Source organism: Rhizobium sp. Root1220, from assembly GCF_001426265.1.
Classification (GTDB): Bacteria; Pseudomonadota; Alphaproteobacteria; order Rhizobiales; family Rhizobiaceae; genus Rhizobium.
In genome coordinates, this window is record NZ_LMDG01000008.1 from 86,831 (window position 1) to 106,721 (window position 19,891).

The 19,891-nt window shown below is 58.2% G+C and carries 19 protein-coding genes and 2 pseudogenes; 12 read left to right on the forward strand and 9 right to left on the reverse strand.

Annotated elements, in window-relative coordinates; genetic code table 11:
- Window positions 1-77 precede the first annotated feature (77 nt).
- Window positions 78-1,016, reverse strand: a complete 939-nt coding sequence (locus ASC90_RS08210) for an adenylate/guanylate cyclase domain-containing protein (RefSeq protein ID WP_056538065.1) — start codon at window positions 1,014-1,016, stop codon at window positions 78-80.
- Between the two features lie 831 nt (window positions 1,017-1,847).
- On the opposite strand from ASC90_RS08210, the gene ASC90_RS08215 reads away from it, so the two are divergent.
- Both ASC90_RS08215 and ASC90_RS08220 read left to right on the forward strand, forming a co-directional pair.
- Window positions 1,848-2,852 (forward strand): YihY/virulence factor BrkB family protein, encoded by a 1,005-nt coding sequence (locus ASC90_RS08215; protein WP_082519848.1) that lies wholly within the window; start codon window positions 1,848-1,850, stop codon window positions 2,850-2,852.
- Window positions 2,830-3,051 (forward strand): hypothetical protein, encoded by a 222-nt coding sequence (locus ASC90_RS08220; protein ID WP_056538072.1) that lies wholly within the window; start codon window positions 2,830-2,832, stop codon window positions 3,049-3,051. Before ASC90_RS08215 ends, ASC90_RS08220 begins: the two co-directional genes overlap by 23 nt.
- 72 nt (window positions 3,052-3,123) lie before the next feature.
- Here the strand turns inward: ASC90_RS08220 and ASC90_RS27890 are convergent.
- From ASC90_RS27890 to ASC90_RS08245, 5 genes and pseudogenes are all read right to left on the reverse strand, one after another.
- Window positions 3,124-3,291, reverse strand: a pseudogene (locus tag ASC90_RS27890) (alkyl sulfatase C-terminal domain-containing protein); the annotation flags it as partial.
- Window positions 3,292-3,327: 36 nt separating this feature from the next.
- Window positions 3,328-3,738 carry a hypothetical protein gene (locus ASC90_RS08225; RefSeq protein ID WP_056538075.1) on the reverse strand — a complete coding sequence of 137 codons (411 nt, stop codon included), beginning with the start codon at window positions 3,736-3,738 and terminating at the stop codon, window positions 3,328-3,330.
- Window positions 3,739-3,744: 6 nt separating this feature from the next.
- On the reverse strand, window positions 3,745-4,617 hold the full coding sequence (locus ASC90_RS08230) for a TIGR02587 family membrane protein (RefSeq protein ID WP_156392878.1): 873 nt from the start codon (window positions 4,615-4,617) through the stop codon (window positions 3,745-3,747).
- Window positions 4,618-4,779: 162 nt separating this feature from the next.
- The gene (locus ASC90_RS08235) at window positions 4,780-5,763 is read right to left on the reverse strand and encodes a L,D-transpeptidase (protein ID WP_056538081.1); all 984 of its coding nucleotides are present in this window, start codon (window positions 5,761-5,763) and stop codon (window positions 4,780-4,782) included.
- Window positions 5,764-6,574: 811 nt separating this feature from the next.
- Window positions 6,575-7,438, reverse strand: coding sequence for a glucose 1-dehydrogenase (locus ASC90_RS08245; protein WP_082519847.1), 864 nt, complete (start codon window positions 7,436-7,438; stop codon window positions 6,575-6,577).
- 494 nt (window positions 7,439-7,932) lie between these two features.
- Here ASC90_RS08245 and ASC90_RS08255 point away from each other — a divergent pair, with 494 nt between their 5' ends.
- The 7 genes from ASC90_RS08255 (at window position 7,933) to ASC90_RS29270 (ending at window position 12,537) form a co-directional block, all read left to right on the forward strand.
- Window positions 7,933-8,220, forward strand: a complete 288-nt coding sequence (locus tag ASC90_RS08255; RefSeq protein ID WP_056538090.1) for a PRC-barrel domain-containing protein — start codon at window positions 7,933-7,935, stop codon at window positions 8,218-8,220.
- A gap of 532 nt (window positions 8,221-8,752) precedes the next feature.
- Entirely contained in the window at window positions 8,753-9,067 is a 315-nt protein-coding gene (locus tag ASC90_RS08260; protein WP_056538093.1) for a hypothetical protein, read from the forward strand.
- 1,125 nt (window positions 9,068-10,192) lie between these two features.
- Window positions 10,193-10,567, forward strand: coding sequence for an FAD-dependent monooxygenase (locus ASC90_RS08270; RefSeq protein ID WP_244480350.1), 375 nt, complete (start codon window positions 10,193-10,195; stop codon window positions 10,565-10,567).
- A 100-nt stretch (window positions 10,568-10,667) separates the two neighbouring features.
- A complete protein-coding gene (locus ASC90_RS08275) occupies window positions 10,668-10,979 on the forward strand; it encodes a PepSY domain-containing protein (protein ID WP_056538102.1) in 312 nt (103 codons plus the stop codon).
- Window positions 10,980-11,002: 23 nt separating this feature from the next.
- Window positions 11,003-11,611 carry a general stress protein gene (locus ASC90_RS08280; protein WP_056538106.1) on the forward strand — a complete coding sequence of 203 codons (609 nt, stop codon included), beginning with the start codon at window positions 11,003-11,005 and terminating at the stop codon, window positions 11,609-11,611.
- A gap of 387 nt (window positions 11,612-11,998) precedes the next feature.
- Window positions 11,999-12,238 (forward strand): DUF2934 domain-containing protein, encoded by a 240-nt coding sequence (locus ASC90_RS08285; RefSeq protein WP_056538110.1) that lies wholly within the window; start codon window positions 11,999-12,001, stop codon window positions 12,236-12,238.
- A gap of 134 nt (window positions 12,239-12,372) precedes the next feature.
- Window positions 12,373-12,537: a hypothetical protein gene (locus tag ASC90_RS29270; protein WP_200950864.1), complete on the forward strand. Its 165-nt coding sequence runs from the start codon at window positions 12,373-12,375 to the stop codon at window positions 12,535-12,537.
- A gap of 60 nt (window positions 12,538-12,597) precedes the next feature.
- On the opposite strand, the gene catE is transcribed toward ASC90_RS29270, so the two are convergent.
- Window positions 12,598-14,745 carry a catalase C gene (gene catE / locus ASC90_RS08290; protein ID WP_056538113.1) on the reverse strand — a complete coding sequence of 716 codons (2,148 nt, stop codon included), beginning with the start codon at window positions 14,743-14,745 and terminating at the stop codon, window positions 12,598-12,600.
- Between the two features lie 83 nt (window positions 14,746-14,828).
- Window positions 14,829-15,332, reverse strand: a complete 504-nt coding sequence (locus tag ASC90_RS08295) for a ferritin-like domain-containing protein (RefSeq protein ID WP_056538116.1) — start codon at window positions 15,330-15,332, stop codon at window positions 14,829-14,831.
- A gap of 408 nt (window positions 15,333-15,740) precedes the next feature.
- On the opposite strand from ASC90_RS08295, the gene ASC90_RS08300 reads away from it, so the two are divergent.
- The 3 genes and pseudogenes from ASC90_RS08300 to ASC90_RS30380 all read left to right on the forward strand — a co-directional run bounded on the left by ASC90_RS08300 (window position 15,741) and on the right by ASC90_RS30380 (window position 18,183).
- Complete coding sequence (locus tag ASC90_RS08300; protein WP_056538121.1) at window positions 15,741-16,601, forward strand: cache domain-containing protein; 861 nt, start codon at window positions 15,741-15,743, stop codon at window positions 16,599-16,601.
- Between the two features lie 663 nt (window positions 16,602-17,264).
- Window positions 17,265-17,558, forward strand: a pseudogene (locus tag ASC90_RS30375) (succinylglutamate desuccinylase/aspartoacylase family protein); the annotation flags it as partial.
- Between the two features lie 82 nt (window positions 17,559-17,640).
- Window positions 17,641-18,183: a succinylglutamate desuccinylase/aspartoacylase family protein gene (locus tag ASC90_RS30380; protein ID WP_348270863.1), complete on the forward strand. Its 543-nt coding sequence runs from the start codon at window positions 17,641-17,643 to the stop codon at window positions 18,181-18,183.
- 910 nt (window positions 18,184-19,093) lie between these two features.
- Here the strand turns inward: ASC90_RS30380 and ASC90_RS08320 are convergent.
- Window positions 19,094-19,603, reverse strand: coding sequence for a tyrosine-type recombinase/integrase (locus tag ASC90_RS08320; RefSeq protein ID WP_244480347.1), 510 nt, complete (start codon window positions 19,601-19,603; stop codon window positions 19,094-19,096).
- Window positions 19,604-19,891: the final 288 nt, after the last annotated feature.

Consider the following 19,891-nt stretch of genomic DNA (forward strand, 5'->3'; position numbering starts at 1 on the left):
AATTAAAGTGACCGAGTTCCGCTACATCGCTGCCCCCTCCTAGATCGGGATCGGCGTTCTCAGGCAGCGCGATAATCCTACTTCCGTAATGTCGCGAGCATAAGGCGCGCCAAGTCACAGAACTGTCCTCGGGGATATTTGGCAAGGTAGGCATCGATCATCGCAGCGTTGCCATCGCTGCGTACAGTATCCCAGAAGGCGACCTCAACAGCGAGGTCCTCCGGTGACGGCTTACTGTTTTCCAGGCGAGCGTGTGCTAGATCAACAAACTTCCCGTCGGGAAATCGCGAGAGATACAGTTTGTATTCATTGGGGTCATTGCTCTCCCGGACCGCATCCCAGAAGGCGATCTCGACTTGCTGCAAATCTTCTGACGTCCCATGATCAAGGGACATTGGCTCGGCATAGGGTGTCCGAGTATCGGGGTTACTCTCGTCATCCGCATTCATGAAGCGGGGCCTAGGTCCGTCGCTAAGCGGATCCGCCTCCTGGTCGAACTCAACCCGAAACACCCTCAGTGGTCTCCCGATATTTTTGAACGTTTGCTCACCCAGATCTTCGAATGCTGCGTCAACGCGGTCCCGAAGGTGATCTCTCACGCCTCGGGTTACACAGATCCCGCCGACGTCCGCCATTCCTTCCAACCGAGCAGCGATATTGACACCATCGCCGAAGATGTCCCCGTTTTTGACCAGGACATCGCCGACATTGATGCCAATCCGGAAGTTCATTCGCTCTTCGTCAGGGAGAGATTGGTTGGCGCGCCAAATCGATTGCTGCATGGCAACAGCGGCATTGAATGCCAGCACAATCGACGGAAATTCAGCGAGAACGCTGTCGCCCGCGGTCCCGAAGATTTCTCCGTTTGCTCGTTCGATGATGCTATCGACGATCGTACGATGCGACGTCAGCGTCGCGAGCGTGCGCTCCTCGTTGACATGCATGAGCCGCGAATAACCCTCGACGTCAGCAGCGAGGATGGCGGCAAGCTTTCGTTGAAGGGGAGGAGCTTCCATGCGTATTTCCATCGGTTGTCTCGTCCCACGGAAAGAACCGGCAGGTGGTTTTGTTCCCTTCCTCGTTGAGGAAGGATTTGCAGGTGCCGTGGCACTAACGGCTTTTCTTTGCCGACACAAAATGCTCTTCCGTCCGTGGGATCAATGAGCTAATTTCGAGGTCGGTTGTGGCAACAATTTCGGGCGTTCGGAACTCATAGTCAGTTGGCGTGACGGCCCCAGTTCGGTGAGCGCTTTCCACCATGCTCAGGCGAAGTCAGCCCTCGAATGGCCAGGGCAGGAACGCCTGTCTGTGGCGTGTTATCGACGGCCGAGTGCCTTCCAAACCGTTTGACTAACTGCTGAGATAACTCGGAGGGATCGGTCACACCTTCGTGGAACAGTTTTATAAGTAGCATTGACGCAACGTTTGTGGTCGCAGTGCCATCCGCCGGAGTGTCGACCTTGTATCCTGCATCTAGCAGAACTTGGCTTAACATCCGGAGATCACCGGGACTGATGTAAGTAGACATTGAAAGCCCGCCAACAGGATTAGACCGCGGCAGTAACGGCCTCACAAGCCAAAAGGTTCCGTCTTGGAATTCAGCATCGTCTCGGCATTCCGACTCTAGTTGGAACCTGTAACCTTATCTCGGCATTCCGACTCTTGATCGAGAACAGGAATATCATGGCACCCGTTACACAACAAAGCAGGTTGCCCCATCGCCATCTGACGGCGAAGGGAACGGGACTACTATCAGCCGTAAATTGTGGCAAAAGCGACGACGCAAGGTGGTGAGAGTGCGTAGAGGATTCGCGATAGTCGCGACGGTTTTCGCAGCGGTGACCGCTATGGTAGTCGTCAGTAGACGGCCTCTCACGATTGACAATCTCCACCAAACTCCAGACTCGGAGCGCGGGAGAAACGCCGAAATTCCTGAAGCCATCCCGCTCAATGGCTTAAAGGATGTGCTGTGGCGCGTGGTTCACCAAGTGTCCGAAGACAGAGTGACGCTCATTGCCGCTGGCGTGACCTTCTATCTATTGCTTGGCTTGTTTCCAGCAATCTCTGCGCTGGTCGCTCTCTATGGATTGGTCGCCGATCCCTCGACGATGGCTGAGCATCTTCGGGATTTGTCCGGCATGCTGCCACCCGGTGCGTTCGATCTTATAGCCGAGAGGATCAGTAGCTTGTCAGCTAGCCGGAATTCGACACTTGGTCTCACCTTCTTCGCGAGCTTGAGCATCGCGCTCTGGAGCACCCACAGCGCGACACTGGCGATTTTCGATTCAATGAATATTGCCTATGACGAAACTGAGAAGCGTGGGTTGATCAGGCTGAACCTTGTGGGCTTGGCGTTCACAATATGCGCAATGATATCGGCCGTACTCATCCTTGGTCTGGTTGCACTGATCCCGCTGGTTCTGTCCTATGTCTGGTTGGATCGGTTCGAAGAGCAAATGGCACTCATTGTGCGCTGGCCAATCTTGTTCCTGATCGTCGCGACCGCGACGACGGCCATCTACCGGTTTGGACCAAGCCGCCAGCCAGCCAAGCTTCGCTGGCTGACGTGGGGCTCAGTACTCGTGACAGTGTCTTTGTTCTTAATGTCGCTTGGCTTTTCGTTCTACCTGAAGCATTTTGCCGACTACGACGCGACCTACGGGACATTGGGAGCACTAATCGGCTTTCTAGTCTGGATCTGGCTTTCGATATTGATCCTTATTGTCGGTGGGGAGTTGAATGCTGAGCTCGAGCACCAGACGACGAAGGACACGACAACCGGCTTGCCTCTACCTATAGGCGCTCGTGGCGCTTACGTAGCAGACACGATTGGTGAAGCGTCCGACGGTTGACCCGCGTGAACCACAGCCTTCAGAGGAAGACGGCACGAACTCGAACGGGATCATCGAGAGCTTCTTCCGCCGCGTCGAGAAGGCTTACAAGGGCATCAACCACGGCTTCTGGACAAGTACCTTGCATGGGAAGGCTGCCGTGGAAGGAGGACACGCGATGCATGGGCCTGCGCGGGCAGTTCGCCGACTGCAAACGTAGCTCGCGGAGAGGGCCGTCTTTACTTCACGAGCGTCTCGTTGCGCTTTGATGATCCCGTCGCGATTTCGTAGGTCACCGCGCGTTTCTTTTCGCGTTGGGCAGGTGCTGTTTCAGAACCTCGACCTCGCCTTCAACCCTGGCCGTGCTATCGGTAAGTTGCGCATCGAGCGTCTTTTCACCCGTCATTATCTTTTCCAGGTCGGCGCGATTAATCGTCAGTGTTAGATCCGCCTTCGCGGACTGAAAGCGGGCAGAAAAATGAGAAGATAGCTGTAGCTACGGCTCATCAAATGCAGTGGCTTTAACCGTCAACGTCTTTCCTGTTGGGTCGTGCTGAAAAATCAGCCCGCCACCAGCTTTCGAGTGACCGGGCACGTAGTCGAGGACGGTGTCAACGCTTTCCAGCACCGAACCTTGTTCTCCCATCTCCCCGTGGACGGTCACTTGCGATGCAGTCACGCTGGAATCGTTTCGGATTTCAAAGAGCACTTGAAAGCCATCGCTGCGCCTTTCCGTCTGCAAAACCACGCCGACCAGGTTCGGCGAAGTGTCACCGTCCATTAAGGCGTCCTTGCCAATCCATGCGAGTACGCAAATGACAACGACAGCCGAGACGACGCCGGTGGCCCATTCGATCCAATGCGGTTCGGCCGCTTCCACATTTCTATCCTTGGAAATCTTCGTCATCGCTCCTCACAGGATCAGGCGAGCTGCCGCCGCGCCAATGGCACCGGGGAAACTCAAGATCACCACGGTCATCAGAATTTGGGTCGAGCCGATGTCATCGGTTCTGTGGAACGTCCAAAGACAATAGGCGCTGATCAGGCCGGCGATCAGGTAGCCCGGCAGCGTGAAACGGACAAAGGCGTGCCAACTTGGCGTACCTTCGGCCAGGTCGTGGCTTCCGTTGAACGATAGGGCGTAGACAAACCCATGCATGACCGCCAGCGAGGCAGCGATGATCACTAGGCCGTGCCACGGCGTCATTTTGTAAGACAGCAAGATCATCTCTTCCGTGGGCGCGACATTGAGATTGAGAAAAAGGGCTCCGACCGCCATCAGGAACAGCTCACCGGCGTAGCTCGTTTCCCGTCCACTGACGGGATCATCAGGATCGCCATCCCCGTCGTTGTCATTATCCTCTGCGGATTGCCCGCCAAGCTGGCTTCGACCCAACATTGCGCCAATACTAGCGGGAACGGCCTGGATGGCGATCATGCCGATGATCTCGTGCGGCGATTGATCGTGTCTCACAACACCCATGGCCACCAGGATCAGTGTGCTGGCTAGGATACCAAGGCAATGGGCAATGCTTGCGTCGCGGATAGCCTCTCGCCATGTCGACGTTTTTTCGAATCCCACCCTGTCTGAGAGGATGATCAAGAGGGGAATGTTGACGAGAAGCAAGAGGAAGAGGCGGCTGCGGTCCATATAGAATCCGAGTTCCCACATCTCCATGGTCATGAACATCGGGAGCGCAAAAAGTAATGCTCCGGCAACACCGCGCGCAATACCTGCAAAAAACTTGCTGCTGTCGAAATCAGCGCGCGTGTTCGCAGCTCTCAAAGCTATTCCCCCTCAGACGAAAAAGTCCGACCATCCAGAGACCAAAGCAATGCCAATAACTCACCGCGCTTGCGGCCGAGGCATTATTAGAGTGACGCAATACAAGCGCTGCCGAAACCAAAGCTGTCATGAACATCAAGGAGTAGGGAGGATCCTTGCAGCTCATCTATCGAACTCCACAATGACGCCCGGCTTCACCATGCTGCTCAATTCTTCGACGTCCCAGTTCGTCAACCGCACACAGCCGTGAGAACCAGCCTTGTCGATCAACGATGGCTCCGGTGTGCCGTGGATGCCGTAGGTCGGCTCAGACAGATCGATCCAAACGGTGCCAACTGGATTGTTTGGCCCGCTCGGAAGCGTGAGCTTTGTTTTGTTCTTGCCTTGCTGGAAGTTGATTTTTGGATTGTAGACGTACGGTGGATTGCGGGCGACGCCGTTCACCTTGTGTTTGCCAGAGGGAGAGGGGTTATCCTCACTGCCGATTGTCGCTGGATAGATGGCCAGGGCCTTTCCGTTTGCGTCGTAGGCAACGAGCTGACCTTCCTTTCGGTGAGCCTCAATCCGTTTCACGCTCCCCGTGCGGGGTGCGCCGATGACTGCCACAGACAGCGTCTCACCTGGCAAAAACTGGGCCGTGGGGTTCAACGCCTGCAGCAGGTCGACGTCCATATGAAAGCGCTCTGCCAACTTTTCGGCGACACTGGTGTACCCCAGGTGCTCCATCTTGGCTTGCTCGGCGTAGTCTTTGGGAATTTCGGCAACGATGTCTGCACCGTCGTCCGCGTCGATGATGTAGGGGCCAATGACCTGCTGGCCGTCGGAAAGGCGAGCTACAACGTCGGCACCGAGTTTTCCATCAACTGTCAGACCCTGCAGCAGTTCAAAACCAGCGATCGCCTTTCGGACGTTTTCTCCGTCCAAACCGTCAATCACTCCAGGGGATGCGCCAGCACGATCTAGCAAGACCTGAAGATGGATTACTACGGGATCGGGTTGGTCTTTCGACGGCTGTTTCTCACGCTGCTCAGCCGATACCGGGGCAAGATTGGCGTTGTTGATCACGTCCGCCGACAAATCTTGCGCATGGAGCACCCCCATCGAGGTCAGTAAAAAAAGGGAGCTGAGAAAGACAGTTTTCTTCATGACGTCTAAAGCTGCAGACGCGCTCGATGTTCCACGGTTCTGCGATTTACGGATCATGGCAACTCGTGCATACGTGGAGATCACGGAATCTACACCATCATTTGACGTTTGCTTTTCGCGATCGCGCCCTTGGCAACCGGACGCGGCACGGACGGTGGACGCAGTATTTGTCCGGTTTCTCGATGCAGGCAACGAAACGCCAAATGAGCTCCCAACGTGTCCCCGCCGCGATCTCAATGCCTTTAAGACCAACAAATGGAACAGCCTTCATCACGCGAGCCCCTCGAAGCTCATGAAAGCAAGCTGGACGACAGGGCCGTCCGCCTCGCCAGCGTCGATTCAGCCGGCAGCTCGATGAACAAAATTCCGGCGACAGGCGTTGTCTGCTGAAAGCAGGAGATTCCTATAATGCCGAAGCGTGCAACAAAATCTCAAAGTGGCGAATTTGCCGGCGCTTTTCCGTTGGGGAAAGTTGCAGGCGCTATTGCCGCCAGCATTGTCGCATCCGGGTTTGTTCGCAGGCTGCCGCTCGGCCGCGTTCTGGCTGCAGCGGTGCCGATCTTAATCGCTGCACTTCAAAAGAATGACAAGGCTCGGCGTAAGTAAGGCGTTTCGTTTTTGTCGGGTGAGGGGCAGCCTTACACATGGGACGTCTCGGGCCGAACGAAGAGCTTGCCGCCGAGCACGTTTGGATATCCAGGCGCGGCAGCTTAGGCGCTACGTCAGGGACCCGATCTGAAAGAGATGATCGCGGGCGAGTTCGCGAGAGCTGAAGCGTATTCGGCTGAGAGGAACCACAAACCGACGGCTGCTAGATCATTATCTCGCCGCCTGTCACCGGAACAACTGCGCCTGTCATGTAGCTGCCTAGCTCGGATGCCAGCAGAACATATGCACCAGCAAGTTCCGCAGGCTGCCCGGCGCGTCCAATCAGCGTTTTCTCGCCAAACTTCGTGGTCTTCTCCGTTGGCATCGTTGAGGGGATGAGCGGTGTCCAGATTGGTCCCGGAGCGACAGCGTTGACCCTGATACCTTTCTCGGCAACCATTTCTGCGAGGCCGGCGGTGAAGTTCGAAACTGCGCCCTTTGTCGAGGCGTAGGCAAGCAGGTGCGCCGATGGTTGACGTGACTGGATGGACGTCGTGTTTATGATCGAGCTGCCAGGCCGCATGTAAGGAACGGCGGCCTTCGACAGGAAGAATGGAGCGTAGATATTGGTGCGAAATGTCCGATCCCACTCATCGATAGTGATGTCTGCGATATCGGCATAGGTACGTTGGAACGCCGCGTTGTTCACGAGAATGTCGATGGAGCCAAGTTCGCGAACCGTGTGTTGAACGAGGTCCTTGCAGTGATCGTCCGACGTTATATCGCCGGCGACTATCACAGCCCGGCGACCTGCGTCGCGAACCCACTTCGCGGTGTCTTCAGCATCCTCTCCTTCATCAAGAAACGAAATCACAACATCGGCCCCTTCGCGCGCGAAGGCGATCGCAACCGCCTTGCCGATGCCGGAATCCGCTCCGGTGATCAAAGCGACTTTCCCTTCGAGCCTTGCATTGCCGCGATAGGAGCGCTCGCCATGGTCGGGAGTCGGCTGCATCTGCGCCGTGGTGCCAGGCGGCTGCTGACGCTGCTCTGGAAAGGGTGGGGTAGGTCGGCTTTCGTCGCTCATTGTGATCTCCTCGCTGTTGCTGCGAGTTAAACCGTGGGGAGCGACATCGGTTCCCCGGCCGGATGATTCAAGGACGCCAGCAGCACATTCCGGCCGGGCGGTGACGGTGGCAAATGCTGAATACCGAGAGCGCCGGTAGCGATCTGCGGAACCTGTTGCCGCGCTCCAGGTTTGCCTTTGATCGCGCTTGTGTCAACCGGACGCGACAGGGATGGTGAACGCAGCGATTTTTCCGGTTTCTCGCTGCGGGCGACGAAATGCCAGGCGAGCATCCGACCTGTCCGAGCTGCGATTTTGCATCATGAAAATTCATGACCGTGATGCTGATCGCGAGGGCAATCGCGTTCATGCCGAGGCGGCGGGCTCCGAGGGCCGCGTAAATTCGATGATTGGAGATTGTCGTTGCCGAAGTGGTTTCGACTTATCGCGGGGCGATGCCGACGGAACAAAGCGCGTTCAGTGAAGTTTTTGATCCACAGCACAGGAGAAATGCTATGGATCACACAAATCACGTCCGTCTCACCACCACCGAACTGACGCCGGCCAATCTCGAAGGCGCAACGGTATACGGAGCTGACGACGACAAGGTTGGTTCGGTTGACCATGTACACGGTACGAGTTCCGTGGTGATCGACGTCGGCGGTTTTTTGGGGATCGGGGCCAAGCCCGTCGCAGTGTCCTTCTCAGACCTCGAATGGATGCGCGACGAGGATGGCGACGTACACGGCGTGACCAATTGGACCAAGGATCAACTCAAGGCTATGCCCGAACACAGGGACTGAGGTGGCCCGGTGAAGCCGGGCCTTCCTTCGCCGCCGCAGACGACGATAGTGCTCGTGGCAACAGGTTTTAAGTTCGGCTACCACGAAGCGTACCGCGCATAGGATCAGTTTCGACGTCGAGACTAGCGGTAGTGATTTGACGCACAATTCGGTTCCCGCGATCGATAATTGTCTGCCATCCATTCACATGTCGACCTTGGCTCTATCGCCCATGTCAGGCTGCGGTAGGACTGAGTTACCTTCAGTAGGCGGATAGAGGATCCTCTCACCAGCCTCGCTTGCGGTCGCGATCATCGTGGGCCGCTACCTGTTCACCCGCCATCACCGTCATTTTACCCTAACGAGTTCCGTCACGAATTGTCATCATCAGGTCTGGTCCCACCGGGATCTAATGTTCAAAGGGCTGATCTCTTCAGCGATTTCCTTGGCGATCACGAACTTTGAAGAAAGCCCATGACGCAGGAAGACAAAGCTTCGCAACATTGGCGCGCTTTGAGAGTTGAACATTCACTTCAATGCCGGGAGACCAGCAATGGCAGGCGACAGCACCGTAGCGATCCGCGCCATCTTTGATACGCGCGAAGCTGCAGACCTCGCAGTGGAGCACCTCGTGCAACAGCTCGGCCTATCAAGGCCGGACGTCTTCGTTCAATCAGCGGCGGACGAGAACACCTCGGGATCGCAAGCGTCAGGTGGGGACGCGTCGCACCAGGAGGGGCCGCGCGTCGATGCTCCGCTTGGTGGCGACATCGAGGTCTCCGTAGACATTCCTGCAAGGCAAATACCGGCAGCCAACCGGATCTTTGGAGATATTGGGGCAATGCGGGTCTCGAGGGGCCAACCATGACGGGCATTGACTGGAAACCAATTGGCCGCCGAATCCTGATCACCGGCGCGAGCGTGGCGGGCAACGCCCTCGCCTGGTGGCTCGCCAAGCGAGGATTCGACGTTACCGTGATCGAGCGCCATCCGGAGTTCCGCGACGGCGGGCAGAACATCGACATCAGGGGCGCGGGCCGAACGGTCCTGGCGATGATGGGTCTCGAACAGGAGGTCGCTGACGAAGGGACGGGCGAGACAGGCGTCAGGTTCGTCGACAGCGATGACAAGCCAATCGCTCAGTTCGACGTTCAAGAACTTGGCTCCGACGGACCCACCGCCGAACTCGAAATCCTTCGTGGCGATCTGGCGCGTATCTTCTACGTCGCATGCGATGGAGATGTAAGATTCCGTTTCGACGACTGCATCATCGACATCACAGACGCGGGGGAGGCCGTCCACGTCTCATTCAAAAGCGGTGCTCGTGACGAATACGATCTCGTCGTGATCGCAGAGGGTGTCGGTTCCTCCACTCGTGAGCTCGTCTTTTCCGGAGANGGGGAGGCCGTCCACGTCTCATTCAAAAGCGGTGCTCGTGACGAATACGATCTCGTCGTGATCGCAGAGGGTGTCGGTTCCTCCACTCGTGAGCTCGTCTTTTCCGGAGAGAACCAGCCTCGATGGCTCGATGTSACGATGGGATATTTCACCATTCCCAAAGGGCCGGGTGATGGAGATCTCTGCAGGATTTTCACGGCGGGCAAAGGCAGGAGCATATGGCTTCGTCCTGACAACAAGGGCAGTACGCGTGCCATCCTCGTCGTTCAGAAGGARGCCRACGGCGAGGACGAGCTGACTYCCGCGGAGCAAAAGACATTCTTGCGAGAGCATTTCGCCGACGCAGGCTGGGAGACGCAACGGGTACTGCAGGGACTGGAGACGACTGACGACCTGTATTTCGACGTCCTGCGGCAGGTGAAGTTGGATCGCTGGTCGAATGGCTGATCGGAACCGGCAGATGCCTTGCCGCCGACCTCCCCNAAAGACATTCTTGCGAGAGCATTTCGCCGACGCAGGCTGGGAGACGCAACGGGTACTGCAGGGACTGGAGACGACTGACGACCTGTATTTCGACGTCCTGCGGCAGGTAAAGATGGATCGATGGTCGAATGGCCAGGTCGTCCTCACCGGCGACGCGGCGTGGTGCGCCACTCCGATCGCGGGAATCGGCACGACGCTTGCCATTGTCGGGGCGTACGTCCTGGCCGGCGAACTATCGCGCTCGACCGACCTTGCGGTGGCGCTCAGACGGTACGATGAGATCATGCGTCCCTACGTGGAGAAGGGACAGAACGTACCGAAACTTGCTCCCAAGATGCTGCAGCCACTGACGATGTTCGGCGTTGCTCTGCAGCGCGCTGTTCTTCGCGTCGTCGACAAGCCTGGGATTAAGCAGCTTGCCACCAAACTGTTCGTATCGGGCGACGACGATTTCGAGATTCCCCCGTATGAAGACGTCCGGTCATAGTGCGCGCGCCGTGCGTTGCAAGGTCAGGCATTACAAATAAATCATTGGAACTTATGCATTTTCCGCGTGTTTCCGTTTCATCCAACAAGAGGAAACACCAATGAACAAGATCACCATCCTCACTGCCGGCCTGTTTCTCGCTGCATCCGGCGCGTTTGCACAGAGCGAAACGCCGAGCACCTCGCAGACCACTCCGGCGGTCAATACTGAACAGAACCCAGGCGCGCCGATCGCTGGCAAGAACAGCTTCACCGAAGCCCAGGCGAAATCCCGGATCGAAGACGCCGGCTACCAGGACGTAGCCGGACTGAAGCTCGACGATCAGGGTGTGTGGCGTGCGACCGCTTCCAAGGATGGCAAGCCCGCGAACGTGTCCCTGGATTTCCAGGGCAACGTCACGCTCGCCAAGTAAAAATCGAACACGGAGGATCTCCTATGAGAACGATCACTGGACTTTATGACAGCTACGACGACGCCAAGGCGGCCGTGAAGGCACTCGAGGATGCCGGCGTTTCGTCGGATGACATTAGTATCGTCACCAACAAGGCAAACGGCGTCGATGCCGAAGGACAGGGAAACCGGGCCACTGAAGGTGCTGGAACCGGAGCCGGGATTGGCGCGGTCGCTGGCGGCGCAGGCGGGCTCCTGACCGGCCTCGGCATGCTCGCGATCCCCGGTGTCGGCCCTGTCGTCGCGGCAGGCTGGCTTGCTGCCACTGCAGCCGGCGCGGTCGCGGGAGCCGTTGCCGGCGGCGCGGTCGGTGGCATCGTTGGTGCGATGGTGGAATCCGGCGTCCCGGAAGAGGATGCCAACTTCTATGCGGAAGGCATTCGCCGCGGTGGATCGGTGGTGACGGCCCGCGTCGACGAGAGCCGCGTCGGTTCGGCCGAGGCGATCCTAAGCAGCTCGCGGCGCGTCAACGTCGCCGAGCGCCGGGCGCGCTATTCCGAGCAGGGCTGGACACGTTTCGACGACACGGCCGATCCCTACACGGATGAGCAGATCGCCGCCGAGCGCGACCGCTACCGCGTAAACCGTCTGTAGTTCTGACCGCCATAAACGATCGGAGAGCCTCGCCGTCGCTGCGGGGCTTTTTGCTGCCCGCCACCGGGACCTTTTTGCACCGCCGACGTTGTCTCCTCACGAGAGAAGAAGAACGAGATGTCATCGAAAGCCACCGCCGCAAAGCTGCGCGATATCCAGCAGCACGTCGAGAACCGGAGCGACAAAAATGCCGCCGACGGCAGCAGCCGTCCGCCCGATGCCACGGAATAGACCCGACCCGGAGCGGAAATCGTGGTGGTCCGACGCAGGCGACCACCCGGGCCGGAACGGAGAAAAGACAGTAACCCAGCTTCACTTCGGCGGATCAGGGAATGGCACCTGCACCCGCCGCAACCACACCTTCTCGCCTCAACAGGAGAACTAACCATGGACAGAGAGCAAGATCGCCGGGAACGCGCGTACAAGATCTGGGAGGACGAAGGCCGCCCGGAGGGTCACCATGAGGATCACTGGCAGCGAGCCGAGGATCAGCATGAAGCTACGGAGCAGGAGGCCGCCAACGTCGCCGAGGCGAACGAACATGCCTCCGGCGAGTTCAACAACGGCAAAAAGAAGAGAAGCGCGGTGGTAGACAGCCGTCCGCCTTCAATAGTTGCTCCGGATTGAAAGACATTGGAAACTGTCGACGGTTGCAGATGCAACGTACACCGTCGGTCAGAGCCGAAATCGTTTGGAACATGATCTGCCAATTGAAGTTAAGTCTAGGAGGTCATCAAGATCTCTCAAGGAGGAGTACAAGCATGGCATCCACTGGCACAGACTCATCGCACTCCAAAGGTGGCTCGAAGTCGGGCGCAGCCAAGAACACATCATCGGCAAAAGACGCCAGCTCGACCGGCAACAAAGGTGGCTCGCACGAGCAGCACGTCAAGGCCGGCGAACAGAGCCACAAGAATTCGAAGTAACTTCGAATCCTTGGTCCGATAGTGCCGAACGGGCGCGGATCACTCCGCGCCCGAACTATATCAGACGATGGGCGACGACGCTTTGCCTAGCTTCACCGAGGGCTCGCGACCCCACACACGAAGTTTGCCGAGCTCCGCGACAAACGCCACGATCTCGTTGGCATTAGACAACCGTATAGTACCTTGGTCGAGCTGACCGGATACGCCCGCCTTCTCCAGCAGCGGAAGGGCGGATTGATCGTACCCGATATACTTGCAGTGCTGAAAAGCGTCGGCGACAAAGTCGCGGGCGGTGGCTTCCTTCACGAGATCGTCGATCGCTTGGTGCGACGTTAGAAGGACGACGGCGTCAAAGAGAACGGACGGCCCGCCGTCGATCATGTGGTGCGCTTCGATCAAGCTTCCGTCTTCCGCCGTCACGCCGCCAACCTTTGGGGCGATCAACTCGACGTCAGCCTTCTCCGCGACGACGGCCTTTGTCAGGGCCTTCAAGAGCGTCCCATCGAAGCCGTCGGCGATCAACACGCCAAGCTTGCGTCCCTCAAAACGCTTGGGTCCTTTTTCGACGATACTAAGGGCTGGCGACGCATCCAGATCCTGACGAGTTGGCATAGCGGCTTCGGCCGGCTTCGGCATCGACTGGAAACCCAGTTTCTGCGCGACCGTCGTCGCCAGCGTTTCGTCGACGTTCAACAGGTGTGACACCATCCGCTCCCGTATGGCCACGTTCTCGACCTTACTGAGCTCGAAGGTGAGCGCCATTGCGATGTGGCGCTGTTCCGGCCCGGTCTGGCTGATGAAGAATTGCCGAGCCTGGCTGTAGTGATCGGCGAAGCTTTCCGGACGGAGCCGCACCTTCTGTCCCTGTTCCTCGGCGGGGAAGTGACGATAGCCGCGGGCCGGAGATTCACGCGGACCTTCGCCGTGCGAGTTCGGCTGGTAATTCGTCCTGCCGACAGGATTGCGCATAGCCATATGGCCGTCCTGCTGGAGGTTGTGCATGGGACACTTCGGTGCATTAATCGGCAGATGGGTGAAGTTCGGGCCGCCGAGACGCTTCAACTGGGTATCGAGGTAGGAGAAATTGCGCCCCTGTAGCAAGGGGTCGTTGCTGAAGTCGATTCCGGGCGGGACGTTCTGCGTCATGAATGCGACCTGCTCGGTTTCGGCGAAGAAGTTGTCAGGCATGCGGTCGAGCACCAGGCGTCCGATCGGCCGGACCGGCAGTATTTCCTCAGGAATGATCTTCGTCGGATCCAGGACGTCGAAGTCGAAGCTGTCTGCAAATTCCTGATCGAAGAGCTGCACCGCAAGTTCCCATTCCGGAAAGTTGCCTGCCTGGATGGCGTTCCAAAGATCGCGACGATGGAAGTCCGGATCAGCGCCGTTGATCTTGACGGCTTCGTTCCACGCGACCGATTGCAGGCCTAGCTTCGGCTTCCAGTGGAACTTGACGAACGTCGACTTCTCGTCGGCGGTAACGAAACGGAAGGTGTGGACACCGAACCCTTCCATGAAGCGAAGCGATCGGGGGATCGTGCGATCGGACATGATCCACATGACCATGTGCATGCTCTCAGGGGTCAGGCTGATGAAATCCCAGAAATTGTCGTGGGCGGTCTGGGCCTGCGGAAAGGCGCGATCCGGCTCCTGTTTGGCCGCATGGATGAGGTCTGGAAACTTGATGGCATCCTGTATGAAGAAGACCGGGATATTGTTGCCAACCAGATCCCAATTGCCTTCCTTCGTGTACATCTTCACGGCAAAGCCGCGCACGTCACGGGCAAGGTCGGCTGAACCCTTGTTGCCGGCAACAGTCGAGAACCGCACGAACACGGGAGTCTTTTCGCCCGCCCGTTGAAAGAGATCGGCTCGGGTGATGTCGGACAAGGATTCGTATGTTTCGAAGAACCCGTGAGCGCCATAGCCGCGGGCATGGACGACACGCTCGGGAATGCGCTCGTGATCGAAGTGGAAGATCTTCTCGCGGAAATGAAAGTCGTCGACAAGCAACGGCCCGCGCGGACCGACGCGAAGAGAATTCTGATCGTCAGCGACAGGAGCGCCCTGCGAGGTCGTCAAGACGTCATGGCCGTCTTCGGCGAACTGGTGGAGCTCGCCTCCCGCGCCGCGGTGAAGGTGCTGGTCGTGAATCGCGACCGCGTCGGCTGCGGGAGAAGATAGAGATTTCGTTGGGCGCTTTGCCATCTGGATGTCTCCTTGAGAGATTCGTTCCGTGAACTGCAAAAGGCCGCCTCGTCGGACGGCCTCTCGCAGCGAACCATGCAATCTTACGCGGCCTTGCTTTTGCCTTTCGCATTGGCTTGCGTTTCGGCGAGCTGCGTCAGCTTCCTGTCGGTGGCTTCCTCCTCGGCAAGGGTGGCTTGCAGTAGCGGAACTGCGTGGTTCAGGCCAAGCTGGTTGGCCCAGGCGATCAGCGTGCCGTAGCGGGCAATCTCGTAGTGTTCGACAGCCTGCGCCGAGCTGATGAGGCCCGCATCGAGGGCAGGGGAGCCCTTGAATTCCTCCATGATCTCCTCACCCTCTGCAAGAATGCCCTGGATCGCTTCGCAGGTCTTGCCCCGCGCCGGTTTGCCAAGGAGCTCGAATACCTGCTCGAGACGATCGATCTGTCCCTGTGTTTCGTCGCGATGCTGAAGAAATCCAGCCTTGCCTTCCTCCGACCGGGCGGCGCGGGCCATCTTTGGAAGAGCCTTCAGGATCTGCTTCTCGGCAAAGTAGATGTCTTTGAGCGTGTCCAGGAAAAGGTCGTCGAGTGTCTTCGTGCTAGCCATGATGTCCTCCTATGGCGATGTCTCGGGCCCATTTGAAGCCACCGCCCATCGGGCAAGCGGGCGGGTCGCTGCAACGAGTGCAACCATGCCAACCAACTTCGAGAAGGGAGAATTGTTCCGCTGTCCGTCCGGCCGGAGGGCAGACGGCGCCAAGGCGGAATATGTGCACCCGGGTGCCCCCGCACGCTGCCTCGAACGCAAGTTCGAACTGGCGGACCATGGAGGGCGAGCGGATTGCCGCGATAAAGGTGCAGCTCTATCACCAAGGAGCAAAAGACCCGACCTTCTGCGGGGTCATCGTCGAGTCCGCCAAAGGCATCCACATTCGGAGTGCTGCGTGAGCAGCAGGGCAGGATTACTCTGGCGGCAAGCTCCGTGTTACCAAATCGCAGATGAAGGGGATTCTGCATGAGGCGTAAACTTGTCGCCGTGGCTGTCGCAGCGCTCGCGCCGGTCGTCGCCATGCTTGGATACAACGAATACGCTATGCGGCAGCAGCGGACTGAAGAGGTGCGCGCACAGGCCACGCAGGCCGCCCGCCAGGCGTCGTCCGAGGTGGAGCGAATCGTCGAAGGCCTGAGGTCGCTTCTGACTGCGGTAGCGTCCATGCCTTTCGTGCGCCATGCGTATGCCCCGGCCTGTAACGAAGCTCTCGAAGCCCTTGCAGGTAAGGTTCCGAATATCAGGACGATCTTCGTTCTCGCCCCGGACGGCAAGCCGATCTGCGGCAGTCTGGAGATGCCTGCTGGTACAACCTTTGCCGACCGCGAATACTTCCAGAGGGCGATCGAGACGAAGGACTTCGTTGTCGGCGGCTACACCAAAAGCCGGATTTCGAACGACCCCGTGCTGCCGTTGGCGATTCCTGTTCTCAACGGCGACGTCGTCACGGCCGTCGTCGTCAGCGGCGTCCGGCTGGACTGGCTACAGAACCGGATCACAGAGCGCGGCGTCCCACCGGGCAATGCTGTAACCCTCGCAGACGGGGCCGGAACAATCGTCGCGCGGGTGCCATATCCCGAAAGGTTCGTCGGCACAGTCATCCCCGAGGACTATCGCAAGCTCGTCCATGCCAAGCAGCCGGGTATCGTCGACGTCGTCAGCCAGGACGGAACACGACGGATCCTTGGGTATCGTCCCGTCACGGAGAGCAGTCCGCTCTACGTCAGCGCCGGCGTCTCGACTTCGGAAGCGTTCGCACCTATCAACCGGTCGACCATCAACAACTCGATTGGAATCGCTCTGGGCGCTCTCGTCGCCCTTGGCTAAGTTCAGCTAGGGACGCGCAAGTCTTCTGCTTGGGATCAATAGCGGAATCCAAGTGCCCAGTTTTTGTTCTGGAGTGGTGTTGAAATGGCGCGCCCGAGAAGATGAAACTGGGCACCCCTATGTCATTGTTATTGCTATCCACTTCTAAACAGCGGCATGCTGTACGCCGCGTGCGGACCCAATAGCGGCGTGCAGACAAATCACGGCTCGCCCCCGAAGAGACCTTCGGGAGATGCACGTTCCTCCGACACAAAGGTGTGCGCAGGACGCGTTTGAAGCGCTGTGCTAAATGGATGCGGTCGATGTACGGTCCGGAGGACCTCGCCATGACAGATGATTCAAGCCTCGATCGTCGCGATTTCCATGCTCGCAACCGTCGGCGGCGTTGCGGCTTCGATTGCTCTTGCTTCGGATCGTGCTGCGGCACAAACCGCGACGGGCAAGTTGCCGGGTGGAACGGTCTACACGGGCGATACCGTGCACGGAAAGCCCGTCGTCAGTACGCTCGGTGTTGCCGACCTTGAGCCAGGGAGGCTCCATCGCCTCTATTTCCGCGGTGTCGAGGGCCCCTCCGGCCAGCCGTGGCTGGTGTCAGTCGCCGTCCTGCGGGGAGCTAAACCGGGCAGGCGCGTCACGCTGGTGAGCGGTGTCCACGGCGACGAGATGAGCTCCATCCAAGCAGTCCAGACCATCATCAACGGGCTCGACCCAAGCGCGATGAGCGGCACCGTCATAGCGATCTTCGATGTGTCCCGCCCTGCGATCGAAAGCATGGGCCGGCGCTGGCCGAACTCCGGTCGCGGTGCGGACCTGGTCGATCTCAACCGTGTCTGGCCGGGCGACGAGAACGGGCCGGGCGCGCCGGTGCGCCATGCCGGTCTCCTGTTCAATCGGCTGATCCGTCCGAACTCGGACTATGTCCTTGATTTTCATACCGCCGGGCCGGGCCTCGATGCCGCAGCGTTTCACCTGGCGAAGATGGACGTGCCTGAGGTCAGGGCCATGGCGGAGCTCTTCCCCATCGACCAGATCTTCGACAATGCCGGGTATCCCGGTCTTCTTACGGACGCCCTCTTTCAGGTGGGTATTCCGGCCTTCACGCCCGAGATCGATCTTCGACAATGCCGGGTATCCCGGTCTTCTTACGGACGCCCTCTTTCAGGTGGGTATTCCGGCCTTCACGCCCGAGATCGGCAATGCCCGGAGCCTGGATTTGTCGATGATTCCTCTCTTCGTGGAGGGCACGATGAACGTCCTCAAGCTGCACGGCATCATCGAGGGTCCGATTGGACGCACCGGACGCGATACGGGAATCTTCGTGGGCAACAGCCTCTTCCCGGTTCTTGCGACCGCAGGCGGTATTGTCGAACATCTCCTGAAGCTTACGGACGTGGTCAGCCCCGGCCAGAAAATCGCAATCCAGCGCGATATGTTCGGCGAGATTGTCGCGGAGTATACCAGTCCGGTCGATGGTGAGATTGGCGGTCTGCGGAGCGACGCCACGTCCGAGCCCGGCAATGTGCTCGCCTTCATTCTGTTCAATCAGGCGACACCGAGCGGGGCTGAAGCCTACCCGGAATAACGCGCGTCGTCTGCGGGTTGCGCGTTTTCCCAGCATCGCTCTCGGGAAGCCGTCCGTCCGCTCCCGGCCCCAAAGCAGTCGTTAGCGACGCGTGCCAATTCTCAGTGATTGCAGGTCGCTGCAATTATTTCGTTCTGGCGCAAAGCCTTCATCTGCCGATGACCGCTATCGGCGGCGGGCTCAAGCGACAACTTGTGCACGAGACGCTGACATCTGATATCGGTTGCGTCCGGCCGTTCCTCTCGCTGCGACGAAATGCCGAAGGATGCCCACGAAATTGAGACCTCGCAACGGCTTGGACGGCTTCATCGGCGCAAAAGGNTTGCGTCCGGCCGTTCCTCTCGCTGCGACGAAATGCCGAAGGATGCCCACGAAATTGAGACCTCGCAACGGCTTGGACGGCTTCATCGGCGCAAAAGGATCATGATATGAAGGTCGTGCTCACACAAAAGGCCCTGAACGAAATACGAGAGTTCGGCGAATACATCTCACGAAGTGAGCGCGACGAAGAGCTGATACCGTCGATCGGGTGGGTGTTGTCCAGCGTATTTACANTGAACGAAATACGAGAGTTCGGCGAATACATCTCACGAAGTGAGCGCGACGAAGAGCTGATACCGTCGATCGGGTGGGTGTTGTCCAGCGTATTTACARACGAAAATACGGGGCAGACGACCAAGCGCGGTGGTCATTTTGACTTTGGAGCGCTGAAGCCTGGCAAACTGCGCGGATGGACGATTCTCGAACAAGAAGGTGTGACCTTTGGAATCGCACTGCCCAAGGAGGCTGAAGGACTTGACTGCGTAGAAATCGACTACGCCCGCCGTGAGTTTATCATCAGCAATTAGCCACCACAATAGCTGCATATGGCGCGAGGGAGACCACCGGCTATTGCCGATGGTCATTTGCTTTACAGCTCGATCTGCTCGGCAATCCTGAGCGCGTCGTCCACCTCGACGCCAAGGTATCGGACGGTGCTTTCTAGCTTTGTGAGACCAAGCAGAATCTGGACAGCCCGGAGATTGCCGGTCTTCTTGTATATCTGCGCCGCCTTCGTTCTCCTCATTGAGTGCGTGCCATAGGCGCTTGCTTCCAACCCGACGGAAGCCACCCATCGATGTACGATCCGAGCGTACTGCCGTGTTGATAGATGCCGCAATGTTTTTTTGCGACTGGGAAACAGATAGCTACCACCATTTCTTCGAACGAAAGGAAGCCAGGCGGCGAGCGCATTCTTCGTCTGGTCAGTGACCTCAAATTGCACGGGCCGCTTCGTTTTCTTCTGGATGATGGTGGCGCGGTCCCGGATCGAACTACCCGACCACAAGTCCTCGACCCGCAGCCTAACTAGATCACAGGCGCGGAGCTTGCTGTCGATGGCGAGATTGAAGAGCGCCAATTCTCGGTGAGCCCCGCTCATTTCAAGCCGAACGCGGATTGACCACACGTTCTTAGGCTGAAGCGGTCGCTTTTGACCAACCAAAATTCCCTTATTCCAAGGACGTCGGGTACGCAGCACATGTCCATGACAAAGCCCCTGCCGCTCCTCCCACCTCGTCGCCCTTATTGGGAAGGTCGATGCTATCACGGTTTGTCGCTACTCTGAATTCGCCCCCGAAAGGCCCGGACATGCTCCACCACTTAGCTAAGTGGGTAGGAGTAATGTTGGTAATATGACTAGCAGCAATTTTAAGATGGAAGTCCTCGC